This window comes from Halalkalibacterium halodurans (assembly GCF_005671335.1).
Lineage (GTDB): Bacteria > Bacillota > Bacilli > Bacillales > Bacillaceae_D > Halalkalibacterium > Halalkalibacterium halodurans.
Window position 1 is genome coordinate 1,455,956 of sequence record NZ_CP040441.1, and the last position, 15,440, is coordinate 1,471,395.

At 41.9% G+C, this 15,440-nt stretch carries 20 protein-coding genes; 11 read left to right on the forward strand and 9 right to left on the reverse strand.

Annotated features, from left to right (window positions below; translation table 11 throughout):
- Window positions 1–5: 5 nt before the first annotated feature.
- From FED51_RS07040 to FED51_RS07055, 4 genes are all read left to right on the forward strand, one after another.
- Complete coding sequence (locus FED51_RS07040; RefSeq protein WP_010897442.1) at window positions 6–1,268, forward strand: peptidase U32 family protein; 1,263 nt, start codon at window positions 6–8, stop codon at window positions 1,266–1,268.
- Window positions 1,268–1,903, forward strand: a complete 636-nt coding sequence (gene udk, locus FED51_RS07045) for a uridine kinase (RefSeq protein WP_010897443.1) — start codon at window positions 1,268–1,270, stop codon at window positions 1,901–1,903. The genes FED51_RS07040 and udk overlap by 1 nt, the downstream gene beginning before the upstream one ends.
- Window positions 1,904–2,067: 164 nt before the next feature.
- Window positions 2,068–2,544, forward strand: a complete 477-nt coding sequence (greA, locus tag FED51_RS07050) for a transcription elongation factor GreA (protein ID WP_010897444.1) — start codon at window positions 2,068–2,070, stop codon at window positions 2,542–2,544.
- Between the two features lie 187 nt (window positions 2,545–2,731).
- A complete protein-coding gene (locus FED51_RS07055; RefSeq protein ID WP_053431567.1) occupies window positions 2,732–3,283 on the forward strand; it encodes a YrrS family protein in 552 nt (183 codons plus the stop codon).
- Between the two features lie 31 nt (window positions 3,284–3,314).
- On the opposite strand, the gene FED51_RS07060 is transcribed toward FED51_RS07055, so the two are convergent.
- Complete coding sequence (locus FED51_RS07060) at window positions 3,315–3,524, reverse strand: YrzA family protein (RefSeq protein WP_053431566.1); 210 nt, start codon at window positions 3,522–3,524, stop codon at window positions 3,315–3,317.
- A 134-nt stretch (window positions 3,525–3,658) separates the two neighbouring features.
- On the opposite strand from FED51_RS07060, the gene mtnN reads away from it, so the two are divergent.
- Window positions 3,659–4,354 carry a 5'-methylthioadenosine/S-adenosylhomocysteine nucleosidase gene (mtnN, locus tag FED51_RS07065; RefSeq protein WP_053431565.1) on the forward strand — a complete coding sequence of 232 codons (696 nt, stop codon included), beginning with the start codon at window positions 3,659–3,661 and terminating at the stop codon, window positions 4,352–4,354.
- A gap of 80 nt (window positions 4,355–4,434) precedes the next feature.
- Window positions 4,435–4,680 carry a YrhC family protein gene (locus tag FED51_RS07070; RefSeq protein ID WP_053431564.1) on the forward strand — a complete coding sequence of 82 codons (246 nt, stop codon included), beginning with the start codon at window positions 4,435–4,437 and terminating at the stop codon, window positions 4,678–4,680.
- A gap of 35 nt (window positions 4,681–4,715) precedes the next feature.
- Here the strand turns inward: FED51_RS07070 and FED51_RS07075 are convergent, their stop codons facing one another.
- Window positions 4,716–5,339, reverse strand: coding sequence for an NUDIX hydrolase (locus FED51_RS07075; RefSeq protein ID WP_053431563.1), 624 nt, complete (start codon window positions 5,337–5,339; stop codon window positions 4,716–4,718).
- Window positions 5,340–5,696: 357 nt separating this feature from the next.
- Between FED51_RS07075 and FED51_RS07080 the strand changes: the two genes are divergently transcribed.
- Window positions 5,697–6,365 (forward strand): DUF4397 domain-containing protein, encoded by a 669-nt coding sequence (locus FED51_RS07080; protein ID WP_010897450.1) that lies wholly within the window; start codon window positions 5,697–5,699, stop codon window positions 6,363–6,365.
- Between the two features lie 240 nt (window positions 6,366–6,605).
- Window positions 6,606–6,821 carry a hypothetical protein gene (locus FED51_RS07085; protein WP_010897451.1) on the forward strand — a complete coding sequence of 72 codons (216 nt, stop codon included), beginning with the start codon at window positions 6,606–6,608 and terminating at the stop codon, window positions 6,819–6,821.
- Between the two features lie 91 nt (window positions 6,822–6,912).
- Here FED51_RS07085 and FED51_RS07090 read toward each other — a convergent pair whose 3' ends face one another.
- Entirely contained in the window at window positions 6,913–8,337 is a 1,425-nt protein-coding gene (locus FED51_RS07090) for an alanine/glycine:cation symporter family protein (RefSeq protein ID WP_053431562.1), read from the reverse strand.
- Window positions 8,338–8,584: 247 nt separating this feature from the next.
- Between FED51_RS07090 and sigK the strand changes: the two genes are divergently transcribed.
- A complete protein-coding gene (sigK, locus tag FED51_RS07095; RefSeq protein WP_010897453.1) occupies window positions 8,585–9,292 on the forward strand; it encodes an RNA polymerase sporulation sigma factor SigK in 708 nt (235 codons plus the stop codon).
- Between the two features lie 20 nt (window positions 9,293–9,312).
- Here the strand turns inward: sigK and FED51_RS07100 are convergent, their stop codons facing one another.
- The 6 genes from FED51_RS07100 to FED51_RS07125 form a co-directional block, all read right to left on the reverse strand.
- A complete protein-coding gene (locus FED51_RS07100; protein WP_138091072.1) occupies window positions 9,313–10,950 on the reverse strand; it encodes an IS1182 family transposase in 1,638 nt (545 codons plus the stop codon).
- A 171-nt stretch (window positions 10,951–11,121) separates the two neighbouring features.
- Window positions 11,122–11,706, reverse strand: a complete 585-nt coding sequence (locus FED51_RS07105) for a hypothetical protein (protein ID WP_138090360.1) — start codon at window positions 11,704–11,706, stop codon at window positions 11,122–11,124.
- Window positions 11,707–11,803: 97 nt separating this feature from the next.
- Complete coding sequence (locus FED51_RS07110) at window positions 11,804–12,160, reverse strand: hypothetical protein (protein ID WP_053431560.1); 357 nt, start codon at window positions 12,158–12,160, stop codon at window positions 11,804–11,806.
- The gene (locus tag FED51_RS07115; RefSeq protein WP_053431559.1) at window positions 12,129–12,749 is read right to left on the reverse strand and encodes an ImmA/IrrE family metallo-endopeptidase; all 621 of its coding nucleotides are present in this window, start codon (window positions 12,747–12,749) and stop codon (window positions 12,129–12,131) included. The genes FED51_RS07110 and FED51_RS07115 overlap by 32 nt, the downstream gene beginning before the upstream one ends.
- 147 nt (window positions 12,750–12,896) lie before the next feature.
- On the reverse strand, window positions 12,897–13,235 hold the full coding sequence (locus tag FED51_RS07120; protein WP_010897456.1) for a helix-turn-helix domain-containing protein: 339 nt from the start codon (window positions 13,233–13,235) through the stop codon (window positions 12,897–12,899).
- A 252-nt stretch (window positions 13,236–13,487) separates the two neighbouring features.
- Window positions 13,488–14,069 (reverse strand): DUF421 domain-containing protein, encoded by a 582-nt coding sequence (locus FED51_RS07125; RefSeq protein WP_053431558.1) that lies wholly within the window; start codon window positions 14,067–14,069, stop codon window positions 13,488–13,490.
- A 184-nt stretch (window positions 14,070–14,253) separates the two neighbouring features.
- Between FED51_RS07125 and FED51_RS07130 the strand changes: the two genes are divergently transcribed.
- Together FED51_RS07130 and FED51_RS07135 are read left to right on the forward strand one after the other, a co-directional pair.
- Window positions 14,254–14,685 carry an ArpU family phage packaging/lysis transcriptional regulator gene (locus tag FED51_RS07130; protein ID WP_053431557.1) on the forward strand — a complete coding sequence of 144 codons (432 nt, stop codon included), beginning with the start codon at window positions 14,254–14,256 and terminating at the stop codon, window positions 14,683–14,685.
- 346 nt (window positions 14,686–15,031) lie between these two features.
- Window positions 15,032–15,316, forward strand: coding sequence for a BhlA/UviB family holin-like peptide (locus tag FED51_RS07135; protein ID WP_053431556.1), 285 nt, complete (start codon window positions 15,032–15,034; stop codon window positions 15,314–15,316).
- Window positions 15,317–15,440: the final 124 nt, after the last annotated feature.

Genomic DNA, 15,440 nt, shown 5'->3' on the forward strand with positions numbered 1-15,440 from the left:
AAAACATGCAAGCAATCGCGACAAAAACAGCAGAGGGGAAGCGGGTCATTACGAAGAAGCCAGAGCTTCTAGCTCCTGCTGGGAGTTTGGAAAAGTTAAAAGTTGCGATCCATTATGGAGCGGATGCTGTCTATATCGGGGGCCAAGAGTTTGGTCTTCGCTCCAATGCGGACAACTTTTCGATCGAAGAGATGCGTGAAGGCGTGGAATTTGCTAATAAATATGGGGCTAAAGTATATGTGACGACGAACATTTACGCTCATAACGAAAACATGGATGGTTTGGAGGAATATCTCTCGGCCTTGCAGGAGGTCGGTGTGACAGGTATTATCGTAGCAGACCCGCTCATTATCGAAACATGTAAACGAGTCGCACCAAAGGTAGAAGTTCATTTAAGTACACAGCAGTCCTTGAGCAATTGGCTAGCGGTGAAGTTTTGGAAAGAAGAAGGTTTACACCGTGTCGTGCTTGCCCGTGAAGTGGGACTTGAAGAAATGCTCGAAATGAAAAAACATGTGGACATCGAAATCGAAACATTCGTCCATGGCGCCATGTGTATATCCTATTCGGGACGCTGTGTATTAAGTAACCATATGACAGCCCGTGACTCGAACCGTGGAGGATGCTGTCAATCCTGTCGGTGGGATTATGATCTATACGAGCAACAAGATTCAGCGGAAATACCGTTATTTGCTGAGGGCGATGTACCATACACGATGAGTCCGAAAGATTTAAACTTAATTCAAGCGATCCCACAGCTTATTGAAGCAGGAATTGACAGCTTAAAAGTGGAGGGGCGCATGAAATCCATTCATTATGTCGCCACTGTCACGAGCGTGTATCGTAAAGTGATTGATGCGTACTGCAGCGATCCAGATAACTTTAAAATTAAACGTGAGTGGTTAGAAGAGCTTGAAAAATGTGCGAACCGTGATTTCGCACCGCAATTCTTTGAAGGAACACCAACCTACAAAGAACAGATGTATGGAATTCATCCAAAACGGACAAAGTATGATTTCGTTGGCCTTGTCTTAGACTACAACGAAAAAACAGGGATCGTCACCCTGCAGCAGAGAAACCATTTCAAACAGGGAGATGAAGTGGAATTCTTTGGACCTGAGATCAATCGGTTCACCCAAACAGTGGAGAAAATTTGGGATGAAGATGGAAATGAACTGGATGCCGCTCGTCATCCGTTACAAATTGTAAAATTTAAAGTGGATCAAAAAGTGTATCCACAAAACATGATGCGTAAAGAGGTACGATAATGGGGAAAAGACCAATCATCATCGGCGTAGCCGGAGGGACTGGCTCTGGAAAAACAACCGTAGCGAAGGAAATATTTTATCAATTTAATGAAAAATCGATCGTATTAATTGAGCAAGATGCATATTATAAAGATCAATCACAGTTAAGCTTAGAAGAACGCTTGCAGACGAACTATGACCATCCTCTTGCATTTGACAATGATTTGTTAATTGAACATCTGCATAGCTTATTAAACGGTCAAGCGATTGAAAAGCCAGTATATGACTACAAGCTGCATACACGTTCAAATGAAGTGATCCTAGTGGAACCGAAAGACGTGATCATTCTTGAGGGGATCTTACTACTTGAAGATGAACGGTTACGCGAGCTAATGGACATTAAACTGTTTGTTGATACAGATGCAGATATCCGCATCATTCGCCGAATGGTGCGCGATATTCGTGAGCGTGGGCGAACGTTGGAATCGGTCATCGAACAGTATACAAAGGTGGTCCGGCCAATGCATATGCAATTTATCGAACCGACAAAGCGTTATGCAGATGTAATCATCCCTGAAGGGGGACAAAATCGGGTAGCCATTGATTTAATGGTGACAAAAATTCGCGCAATTATTGAAGAAAAAGCCGTTTTATAATAGCATAGAGGGAAGCGAGGGTGAATCACCCCTTGCTTCTTTTCTACATAAGCTCCTTGTATAAGGGGTAAATAAAGGATTTCAGCAATGATTGTAGAAGTAACTTAAGAAGATTTATGAATGTGAATCTGTTTATTTTGTAAGGAATTGAGGAGTGAAAGGACATGGCAGAAGAAAAAAAGCATTACATGACACTTGAAGGGAAGAAAAAGCTAGAGGAAGAATTGGAATATTTAAAAACGGAACGACGTAAAGAAGTCGTTGAACGTATAAAAATCGCTCGTAGCTTTGGCGACCTTTCCGAAAACTCAGAGTACGACTCCGCGAAAGAAGAGCAAGCTTTTGTTGAAGGGCGTATTTCACAAATTGAGAAAATGATTCGCAATGCTGAGATTATTGAAGAAAGTGAAGGGGATGCAAACGTTGTATCCTTAGGGAAAACCGTTAAGTTTGTAGAAATCCCTGACGGTGAGGAAGAAGAGTATACGATCGTTGGAAGTGCAGAATCAGACCCGTTTGAGGGAAAAATCTCCAATGACTCACCGATGGCACAAAGTCTCCTTGGTCATACGATTGATGACGTTGTAATCGTCAATACTCCAGGCGGGGAAATGGAAGTAAAAATCTTAGAAATTCGATAACGTGAAGAGGAGGCGTTGCACAAGTGACGTCTCTTTTTCGTGGGATAAAGGAAAGAATAAGTCTCATGTATAAGCGAGTTTTCTTTCAGTTTGTTAAAAGTTGATCAAAAAGACGGATTCGCTTCCCGACTTAAAGGTTGTTATAATAAAAGAGAAGCTTGACTGACGGATATGGGGGAGTGAGGAAATGCCACGATCTCGATTAGAAGCACGCAAAAAACGCAGAGTAAACACGTTTTTAAATGTGGCCATTGGTGTTGTGGCATTGCTAATTATCTACTACACTGCCCAGCTTTTCATCAACCCAGGGGCAGACGAAACAACAGCAGATGTAGAAGAGACGAACGAACAAGAACAGAATGGAGCGAATTCTGATTCTGCAACTGACGGAGATTCAAACGATCCAGACGGTCAAGAGGTGGAGGAGCAAGAAGAAGAGACGGTCGAAGCTGGAGTGGAGGATGGAGAATGGGAGCCAATTGGTACTCAACAAACAGGCGAGTTTTCACATGACTTCACAAGAGGTAGCGTAAACTGGAACGAAATGGTGCGGGCTATTGAGTATGCGACAGGGTTAAGCGGGGACGAGTATATCTTGGAACGACTCGAAAATGGTGGCACAGCGACAACCGCTAGAGGAATTGTCAGCCTTAAAGGTGATCGAGGTACTCAATACCAAGTGACGATTGAATTTATTGAAGGAGAAGGCTGGATGCCGATTGAACTAATTGAACCTTAGGGAATAACCGATCTCTTAAGATGGAGATCGGTTATTTTTTCGCTCTAAAGTGAACGGTAGCTGTATAAACAGGCTGTGAGGTCTTTGGGTCCAAATGGACATAATGGTGGACATTTGCTACTTCAAGTAGCAGCGCTTGGTTATGTTCAATTTGCTCGTTCATTGCTTTTTCCAATGCTTTAAAATCTCTCGCTTCGAAGCATTCGACTTTGTCTTGAATCATCTCTAGTTTTAGTTCCATGACATTCATCCTCCTTGAACGATTCTAACGTTTCTTACTATAGCAGAAAACCGATACACGAGAAAGAAACTCGTGCGTTTCTCGTAGAGGGTGTGTATACTTATCAATGGATGTTTAGAAAAGAGGTGTAGAGGATGACAAAAATAGGGATCATTGGTGCGATGGACGAAGAAGTAGAGCTTTTAAAAAGCAAACTAAGCAATTGTTCAGAGCGAACGATCGCCGAATGTGAATTTTATACAGGAACGATTGAAGGAAAGGAGATCGTTCTCCTTAAATCGGGGATTGGAAAGGTCAATGCAGCGATAGGGACTACATTGCTTATTCAGCTATTTCAACCGACGGCTATTATTAACACAGGGTCTGCAGGTGGATTAGATTCTTCACTCCATGTTGGTGACTTAGCGATCTCAACCGAGGTTCGTTACAATGACGTGGATGCAACTGTATTTGGTTACGAGTTTGGACAAGTTCCACAAATGCCCGCTTTTTATCAACCGGATGACATGTTAATTGATATCGCGATAGAAGCAGCAAAAACCGTCGGTACTCCATCAAAGAAAGGGCTTATTCTCTCAGGCGATTCGTTCATGAGTGATGCGGCCCTTGTGGAGCAATTAAAAAGACGGTTTAACTACCCACTATGTTCAGAGATGGAGGCTGGTGCTATCGCTCAAGTGTGTCATCGCTTTGGCGTGCCGTTTGTAATCATTCGATCGCTCTCGGATATTGCGGGAGCAGAAGCGAAAATTTCTTACGATGAATTCCTAGAAACGGCTTCAGTGAACTCTGCTAACCTTGTTCTAGCAATAGTCGGGCGATTGGGATAATCTCACTCCATTGCTGACAATTGCTTCCCCTTTTAAGGCATAGATGATGTTATACTAGTCTCGTCTGGAGGGGAAAACGGATGGAAGAAAAAAAGATTGTTGAATTGGAGAAACAAGTAGAAGACTATCGACAGTTCAGTTTTGTTCTACTTTCGTTGAGTATCTTTTTGTTTATCGGGCTAGTCCTCCCACCAAGTTATGCACCTCAAGTGGCGGCAGAATGGCTGATTGCAGGTATAGGGGGAGCGTTAACATTCGCTTGGCTCTTTAATCGAAAAGTCGTTCAATGTCAACAAAAACTGTTTGAAGAAGAAGATCAACAATAACAAGCCAACCTCAGAATGAACGAGGTTGGCTTTTCTTAAGATGGTTTGAGAATCGTAATGACGTGCCGAAGAATTTTCGCAGTTAGTCCCCAAATGACATACGATTGATAGTAATAAAAGGATTCGGTGATTTGACGTGTACTTTTTTGATAGGCGCTTTGATTGGCAATTCGCTCAATGGGAAACCCTGCTCCAGGCTCGAAATGAACATTTATCCGATATTGTTCAGGAGGGTGACTGATAAAATGGTCAATGGGAACCGTGAAAACGTGGTCTACCTCCGCTTGATTCAATGGATAATCGTTCTTGTGCGGAATAGAGCCTATGACTGGATAAATGATCCCCCTGAATGGTGTGACTAGCACATCTAATGAAGTAATCGGTGCGATGACTGACGAAGGAATTCCAAGTTCCTCGCTCGTTTCGCGGATCGCAGCTTCTTCAGGTGAAGCATCCTCAGGATCAATGCGTCCTCCAGGGAAGCAAATTTCTCCTGGCTGTTGCTTTAACGTGTGTGCCCTTACTTCAAATAAAACATGCACCCCGTCGTCTTTTTCAACAAGGGGAATGAAGACGGCAGACTTTTTGACGTATTTCTCCCCAAGAATACCAGCATGATAGCTTAACAATTGGGATTTCAACTGTTGTAGAGAATGCAATACGAAGTCCTCCTCACGTTTTCCACTAGCAAATCTCTCCTCCTTTGAGTATAACATACCGTATTTAAGAAAAACTGTGATATTATCTAACGAAAATGCTGAAACATCAAGAGAGGTTGGGTATTCTAGAATCAGGAACGGTCACTGACCTAGCTCCAATTGTTCTCTCTACTCTCCCCCATGGACTATCCGCAATCCGCGGATAGTCATTTTTTTACTTTAAGGCGTCAATTGCTCTTTCATTATATCGATTAAACCATCCTAATTTTGTAAATGTGTAGCTCGGAAATACATATTGCCTTCATCTGAGAGACATAGTAATCATGAGGTTCGTTACAAAAAAGGAGTTGAATCAAAATGATCAAGAGAGGATTCGTTGTCCTAGTACTTATGGCGGCTATGTTTTCAAACCCTGCCTTTGTCCAAGCCCAGCAGCAGGCTCATGTCAGAGTGTTACATGCTTCGCCTGATGCTCCACCAGTAGATGTGTATATTGATGGAAAAAAACAGATGGAGGGCGTGCCATTTAAGCAAACGAGCAGCTATTTCAACGTCCCGGCTGGGGATCATATGATCACAATTTTTGCAGCAGGGGATGATCCGGCAGAAACCCCTGTGATTGAAGAAACTTTATTAGTCGAGGCTGGGAAAAATTACACAGCAGCTGTCGTAGATGAAGTAGATGCGATCCACTTAGTTGTTTTAGAAGATGAACAAGAGGTGAATCGAGGAGGAGCGGCTAAGCTTCGAGCGGTTCACCTATCTCCAGATACACCAGCTGTTCAACTACACCTCTCAGCAGCCAATGTTGACATGCCATCCCTTTCTTTTGAGAATGCGTCCCGTTATATCGATCTACCCGCGGGTGCATATGACCTCGACATTCGAATGATTGAAACGGATGATGTGGCAACAGAGGGGAACAGACTGCAGGTGAAAGAAGGAACAGCATACACGGCTATTGTTGTCGGACTTCAACGGGGTGAACCTGAGTTTGAAGTGGTTTTACTTACAGACACTAAATAAGAACGTACGTCCTTACCAAGCAGCAAGTCGACTCGGCTTGCTGCTTAGTTATGCGAGTTAGGAAGGATTCATCTCATGTGTTAGTACAGCTTAAAATGGTGGAAATAGTAAAACCATAGAACCTGCCAAAGGAAAAATGACAGGTTGCTCGCTTTTTTTTAAAATAGATTGTTTTCCTTACTCCATAACCGATCATTTGTTATCATATGAAGGGGAAGAAAGAGAGGTTGATTAAGACGTATGTTTGAAACGTGGAATAAATATGGGGCAAAAAGTGCGATTGTTTTTGCTGGTGGTATCATTCTGATTGGAATATTTCAGATCATGATAAGTATCGATGTAGCTATGTGGGAACGGCTAGGCATTAGCGTTCTCTTTATCCTGATCATTTCAGGCTTTATGTACGGCTATTACAAGCTCATCACGTTTCTGGTTAAACATTTATCGAGCAGGTGACCTACTGATGGGGGGGCTTGATAAAAGAGGGGACGGAATGTACGTAACATGCAAAAAAGCGGACTATACTGAGCCGCTTTTTTGCATACTTTTATCCAACTTGACGTTCTTCAGACGTGTCTTCATCCCAGCATTCCGTGTTTTCAATGCCTAATTTGGATGGAGAGAATGTCGGATCGAGTCCTTGTTTACGCTGAGTCTCATAGTCTTTTAATACCTTGAAGGCCACCCGTCCTAAAAGGGCGATACCTACGAGGTTAATAACGGTCATCAAAGCCATGAAGACGTCGGCTAAATCCCACACAAGGCCGAGGCTTGCGTTGGCGCCAAACATGACAAGACCCATCGTAGCAAGACGATAAAATAAAACCCCAGTTTGACTCTTTTTAATAAATTCAATATTCGTTTCCCCATAGTAATAGCTTCCGATAATGGAGCTAAAGGCAAATAGGAAGATCGCGATCGCGACAAAAATGGACGCCCATGGACCAATATGAGAACTTAAAGAATCTTGCAAGAGTGTAATTCCGGCAGCTTCAGTAGATGTGCCAAATCCTTCAGCCATAATGATAATAAAGGCAGTTGCCGTACAAACAATCAACGTGTCAACAAATACTCCGAGAGTTTGAATAAATCCTTGCTTTGCTGGATGTGTAACGTCAGCTACAGCAGCAGCGTTTGGTGCACTACCCATCCCTGCTTCATTGGAAAATAGGCCACGGCGCACCCCTTGCATGATGGCAGCCCCAATTCCTCCACCGATCGCCTGCTCTAATCCAAAAGCGCTTTGAATAATTAAAGAAATGGCAGCAGGAACTTGAGAGATGTTCATGATGACCACAATAGCGGCGATTGTAATATATAACAGAGCCATCACTGGAACAATGACGCTAGAAACATTGGCAATCCGGTGAACGCCACCGAAAATAATCGCACCAGTTAACACCGTAATAATAACCCCCATTAACCAAGTAGGGATCCCGAAAGCGTTATTAAAAGCTTCTGCAATCGTGTTGCTCTGTACAGAATTAAAAATAAGTCCAAACGTAATCGCAATTAAAACAGCAAACATGATCCCGAGCCAACGCATGCCAAGTCCTTTTTCAATGTAGTAGGCAGGACCACCGCGAAAAACAGATTTCTCTTTATCCTTTATTTTGTAGACTTGAGCGAGTGTACTTTCAATAAAGCTAGTGGCACCACCGAGTAAAGCGACTAACCACATCCAAAAAACAGCACCTGGTCCACCGACCGTAATCGCGACAGCAACACCGGCTAAGTTACCGGTTCCAATTCGAGTCGCAGCTCCAATACAAAACGATTTAAAGGAGCTGATGCTCTTGCCTTTCTGTCCGTCCTTTGGTGGATCAAATAGGACGCGAATCATTTCCTTTAAGTATCGAAATTGAACAAAGTTTGTGCGGAACGTAAAATATACGCCGAGGCCGAGTAATCCGCCGATGACGACATACGTCCACAGAAAACCATTGACCCCGTCAATGAGTTGTTGAAGCATTGAGATAACCCCCTATTCATTGTTATACGACAGATTATATCTAGAAAAGTAAAAAATAGATACAAAGCATGTCAGATTATTTAACATACTTTTTTAGAATATTACATAATTCGTTAGGAAGTCTAACAATTTCTATCCAATTTCTAACAATGAGAATCTCCTCCGTGTGATTTTGACGTGTACAGACACGACCAAGCCCAAGTCGACATACCTATAAAGGTAACGAACTGATCATGGGGGTGATGTCGTGTCGAGCATTATCGCGGCACTTACGTACTTTTTTAAAGAAGTATTAGTGTTCGTTTCGTACGTGAAAAACAATGCCTTTCCGCAACCGTTAAGCAAAGAAGAGGAGCGACATTATTTAAAGCGAATGGCAGAAGGGGATGAGGAGGCGCGCAACCGTCTAATTGAACATAACTTACGACTGGTCGCCCATATTGTAAAAAAGTTCGAAAATACAAGGGAGCATACGGAAGATTTAATATCCATCGGTACGATTGGCTTAATAAAAGCGATTGAAAGCTTCTCTGAGGGGAAAGGAACGAAATTAGCCACTTATGCGGCCCGCTGTATAGAGAACGAAATCTTGATGCATTTAAGAGCTCTGAAAAAAGTAAAAAAAGATGTCTCGCTCCATGACCCGATCGGAACGGATAAAGAGGGAAACGAAATTACACTTATTGATGTTCTTCAGGAAGATTCGGAGGACATTGCCGATTCCATCCAGCTAAAAATGGAAAAGAAACAAATTTACGAATACATTCATGTTCTCGATGACCGGGAAAAGGAAGTGATCGTAGGCAGGTTCGGACTTGACTTAGAAGAGGAACGGACCCAGCGGGAGATTGCCAAAGAACTCGGAATATCGAGAAGTTATGTATCCCGAATTGAAAAACGGGCGCTTATGAAGCTATTTCATGAGTTTTATAAACATAACCATGGGAAAGGGTAAAGGGGCTGTCTCAAAAGCCCTTAAAAAGAAAAGCCTGAAGTGACATTTATAAGTCGCTTCAGGCTTTTTGTCTCCGATGATCGGTTTATCTCTTCCTGAAACAGGCGGATGGTCTTCGCCTGTTTCAGGAAGTTGTGGGCGATTGCGATCAGCCCAAACTCAATGTTCACCTTGTCAAGGCCACGAAGGTGAAAACGACGGAACGACCGATTGCCCTTGATATGACCGAACACGCTTTCGACCTCTGTTTTCCGTTTTCGATAGGTCTTTGCGCCTTCTTCCGTATCAAGGGCTCGTTTCATTTTTGATTTTCCTTCTTCATATACCGGATTATAGTGAATCTGGCGATTGCCTTTCGCTTTTGTACAATCCGTCTTGAATGGACACCCGGTACAGTCTTCACATTCATATATTTTGAAGTCTCGTTCGTATCCGTAGGCATCCGTTCGTTTGCGGTAGTATCGAAAAGTCACTCTCCGGTTATTTGGGCATATATAGGTATCATCATGTTCCAAATACGTCCAGTTCTGTACCTTCCATGGGTCGTTCCGATAGACCCGGCTTTCTTCTTTTCTCATCGTATGATAAGGGATGAGGGCATCCCATTCGTTTTCAGCGATATATAAATAGTTGGGCTCACTTCCATAACCAGCGTCTGCGATTAGCTTCTTTGGAAAGGGGAGTTGGCGTTCTTCAAGCATACGAAGGTGTGGAATCAAACAACGAGTATCTGTTGGGCGTTGATGAATGGAATAACCGACAATGAATTGATTTTCGGTCCCTGCCTGTACATTATATCCGGGTTTCAGTTGACCGTTTTTCATATGATCTTCCTTCATACGCATAAATGTGGCATCTCGATCGGTTTTGGAGAAACTATTTCGATCACCGAATGTCGCTAATTGATCTTCGTATCTTTCTAAGCGTGGCAGATAGTCTGTGTTTAACTTCTTATGTAATTGGCGCCAGTGACGAGCTTCCGCTTTTTTCTCTTTTTTCAGAACCGGATCTTGTTCGTCATGAAGGGCTTGTTCCGCTTGATTCGCCTGTTTTTCCACTTGAGTGACAGCTTCACGTAACTGTTCAGAAGTCACACGCTTGTTTTCCCCTTGATCATTCTCTACCTGCTGGTTATCGGAATCAATCGTCTCTTCAATGTGGGCGAATAATTCTTCGAGCTTGTCCTGTAGCCGCTCCTTATACTTCTGGACGGACTTTTTCCAAACAAACGTATATCGATTGGCATTCGCCTCGATTTTGGTTCCATCGAGAAAGTAGTTGTCCATGGTGATGTAGTTTTGGTCGAGCAGTAACTGAATGAGGGACGTAAACAATGGCTCAATGATGTCTTTCATTCGTTCCGAGCGAAAACGATTAATGGTGCGGAAATCTGGTGTTTGACGAGCGGCCAACCACATCATCGGAAGATGTTCACGCAGGGACTTGGCAATGTCGCGACACGAATATAATTTTTGCGTGTAGGCATACAAAATGATTTTCGTCATCATCTTTGGGTGGTAGGCACTCCGGCCGCCACCTTTGTATGGGGCGTAGAAGAGATCTTCATCCACCATTTCCACCATGTCATTCACCACACGCGCCACATGGTCTTCGGCGATGAGATCGCTAAAATCCATTGGAAGGACTAATTGGTCCATGTTATAATGAATGAAAGTAGCTATAGAGTTACTCAAAAGAATCGCCTCCGTTTTCTTATTTTGTTTGTGTGGGTACTTACATTATAACGAACGGGGCGATTTTTTTGTATTCAAAAGGGCTGCCCATAAGTCAATCATTTTGACTTATGGGACAGCCCCTTTTACTGTAAATTAAGGGGTGGGGCCACCGACGCCATTCCCATTTCCATTTGGTGGTGCAGGAAAGGTAACGGTAGGAGGAGTAGTGAATGGCTGACAACGATGTTGAACTAAGTCGCATTTATGACCTTCTTTATCCACAACGATTGGTCGAGTTACAGTGAGTGTAGTACGTAGGATAACTTTGACTAAAATACCCTCGACTAACTCTAATCCTGCTACGCCAAGAACAGGTACCCCTGGTTGGGTAAATATCCCTTCTACTTCAAGAGGCGTTTCGTGTAACCTGTCTTCTGGACAGGCTCCTGGACAATCTGTATGCTCTTGAAATGGTAAGCTCGTGGTTAGAGTAAGAGGCAGATCAACACCTAAAACGGTTACTGTTATTGTTGCAGGAATTAACCCGATATTAACGACTTTATCTTGGATAATTCTAGCGTTTTGAGTAATTCCATTTAGATCTGGTACAACATTGATAGAGATTATATCAGCAATCGTAAGGATTTTGTTATTATATGTTAATTTTTCGACGGTTTTTATCGATATATATTGGATATGAGTTTTGGGTGGTGGGTAAGTATCATGCAGAAAACCCATAAAAATAAAGGTTTATATGGAAGGCAATGATGTTTATGGGTATAAGTACATTTTTTTGCAAATGGGGAGAAGCCTATGAAAGCTATTGATTAAATGCTCAAAACTTAAAACAGCCTCTCACATCCATTTGCAATACCTCCTCAAGGTCCTCCATCCTGATTAAGAAAAAATTAGCTTCATTAACGGCCTGAGCGGGATGACCGTTCACTGTGAGATCTCTTTGAACGGTCGGAAGGTGGATGGAAAAATGGGAGGATGCGGAGGGATTTTTCATTAGAGCGCCTTGACTAACGGATAAGATCATATGATGATCGTAGAAATCTTCAGGATAGAAGCGTTCAAAGGGAGTGGTAAGGGAATACGAAGGAGCTTCCTCCGAGGCGAAAGCCGGGACTAGTAACCATTGCGGCTGAAGCTGTCCATCAATGTCCTCGTAATAAACGTGAAACCTCATAGTTTATGTTCTCCTCTCCGACTTGGCTTTCTAATTGTTTTAACACATCATAGGTTGATGGATAGATTCGTTTAGGTTGCAAGCTTTTTGTACGAAATTTTGACTCCTGTTCGTGTAATTGAATTTGCTGATTTGTACGCCATTGCTCCCTTTGAATCGTTTTTACCCGTTCATTGATCATCTCTTCAGGCAGCTCAAACAATTCAGCTAACGTTGCAATACATTGATGCTTAAAAGCGAGCGGTTCAAAAATGTGGCGTGGCATTGCAAGATAAAGAGAAATCCAGTAGGCTTGCCTTTCTTGTAAAGAGTTGAACTCCTGAGGAAGTTGATTCTGATCTCCGTAGTGGGCAATGACATGGGCTAATTCATGAAAAAATTCTTTGCGCATCGTTGGGACAGGATTTCGCTTTAAGCGAATGATCGCAAAGTCATGATCATATGTTGCGTGACTTGGAAAATCATGATAAAGGACCATTGTATTAAATGCGGTTGCTACATGGTCAATTGCCAGATGTTCCACTGTTTCGAAACCTTTGTTTTTCATTAATTGGCTATATTTTGAATCATTAGTCGTTCTAAATCTCATGAAAAATCACCTGTTCACACGAATGTATGTTCTATCTTTTGTTAAAAGAAGAAGCCACGCTTTAAAAAAGGGGCTTTAGTAGATTTGATACGTTTTTTTAATTATAACGTATTTTTGGTACAGATTCCATAAACGTTTAATCTATCACTATTCTCTCAGCTTTTCATGGAAAAACCGCTCCTTAAGCTCACGATATTTTTTTAATTCTTGCTCAAGGTGAGCTTTTTCATCCTCTGTTAATTCTTCACCACCGTGGGAGAAAGAAATGCTTAGCTGAGTCGTCTCATCATCGACTCTGCCAAGAATATAATCGGTTGTTACTTGGAAGAAATCAGCCATTTTTGTTAGGGTTTCATAATCAGGTTGGGTATTTTCTAATTCGTATCGAGCTAGAGTTGACCGATTAAGACCTAACGTTTTCGCAAGCTCTTCCTGCGATAGCTTTTTGTTTATTCGCAGTGATCGTAGCCTTTTACCGAAACTCATCATTATCACCTTATTGTGTAGTATATGAACATTATACGTGAATTTTCTGCACAATCAAATATTTGTGCAAAAAATGAACAATATCTCTTGACCGTGAAGAAAATGCACGTTACCATATGTGTAGAAACTTCACACTGGAGGTGCAAAATGTGAACGATCTAAAAGAGATTTGTGAATGTAATTTAGATCACACAAGCAGTATGATTTATTTTTTAACTGTTATTGTGCAAAAAATGCACGTTCAGGTTATGTTTATTTTAATTCATCTGGTGGTGAAACTGCGTGCTCATCTTGGATGACTTCATAAAAGAGGCTACCATCAATATCGGCCGATTGATTCTGTTTTATGACCATCGCACCCATTAACTTTTTGAATTCACCTACTGTTAACGGCCTTGCATCAGGCTTTAGCTCATATCCCATTTGACCGTTTGGCTCAATTGTTGCATTTTTAATGTCTGCAATATTGGAAATGCCATTTTGACGCATTTGCATTTCGATTTTGTCAATCGTCATTCGAATTTTCTTTATGTTTTTAAGATTAAACTGACCGTTTTCAATTACGCTAATGGCTTGACCAGACAGCAGCTTTTCTAGAACATCAATCTTCATTTGTAAAAACTCAAGAACGATAAGAAGAGCTACAAAAATGGCGATCGTCACAATCGTTTTAATTATGCTATGTTCGATAATCGGTTGAACGATAATGGCACCAATCGAAATCATAACGACAGTTGTAGGGATGGACATCTGAGCAATTGACTTTCTGCCAGAAATGCGAAGTAAGAGGAAACCTGAAAGCATCATGATGATCGCTTGCCATGCAAAATCCATGTTCTCAGCTCCTTTAAGAAAAACAAATTCACAACTAGTAGTATAAACAAAGAACAACATTTTATGAGATAAGCTACTTGGAATTGTTCCTATAAACATCCGTAAGGAAAAATGGACAAGCTGGAGATCTCAATTGATAACCATTGCAAGAAAGATAAGAAAAAACGATAAGGGGGAAAAACAAATGACATCGTTAGCTATACCAAAGCTGGATCAGAAGAAGGTTCGTGCAGCTGTGGAAAAAGAATTAGAAGCGTATCGTTTCTGCCTATTAACCCTTGACGAGTCGGAGCTACCGAAAATGACTCAATCGTTCTCCCTCATACCACCGAGTCATACAAACGCATTTTACAGTAAAACGGAGGAAGCCGCAGTCCATAATGTGGACCGAAGGAATGAAAAAAGAGCCCACATCAATCGGGTCGTAAAGGCAGTAAGCAAACTTACAGAAACAGAGAGAGCCATTGTTGTCCAGCGGTATTTGCAAGAAGACGAGACGTTCGATTATATCATTTACAATGAAATGGGACTGAGCCACCGGCAATATTATCGGATTAAAGCTCGAGCCTTTTACAAATTGGCTTTAGCTTTAAAGCTATCATTGTTGTATGAGTAGGTGGCACTTTCTTGGCACAAAGGTGGCACTTCGTGTTTCAAATAACATTGTATTATGGTAGTAGGGAATAGCACCTAACTTGAACAAGCACATGCAATAAAAAGGAGCGCATTTTATGGGTGAGCTGAAAAGGCTCCCTTTTTTTGCGTAGGTCAAGTGTAAGGATGTTCATTCCTATAGTGTGAGAAAAGAGGGGGAAGGGAGTGAAGCGAATGATTCTTACAAAAATAAATTCATCTTGAATGGGGCAGAATGGAATGACTTTATAGCTCAAGAAGCCAAGTATCAATCCTTCATTTAAGCGTCCAATCATGTTAATTAGTGACGAAAAAGGAGGCTCTAGAGTGTGGATTACACCGTAGCAAATGAAATCGCGACAAGTCAAGCCGTTTGGGCGATTTTGTGCATTTTGCTTGCCGCTTACTTTATCCGTGAAATGAAAAAGGAAAATCAGATCCATCGTGAAGATTCACGTAAGCGTGAAAATGCATTGATCGAACATCTTCATCGCTCAAACGAAAGCCAAGAAAAAACAGCAGAAACGTTGGAACAAATTCAACTTTCACTTCGTTCGTTAGAAAAGCGAATGGATCGAGTTGAACAAAACATGTATGTGCAGAGGCGCAGCTAAGTGTTGCATTTTTTTATATAAAAGGGGGTGGAGTATACAAAATTCTAATTTGCTTGGAAGGGGACAGCCATATTGGCAATCGCCGTTTCGGTCGTGTTTGGACAATCATATGGTATAGAGAAGT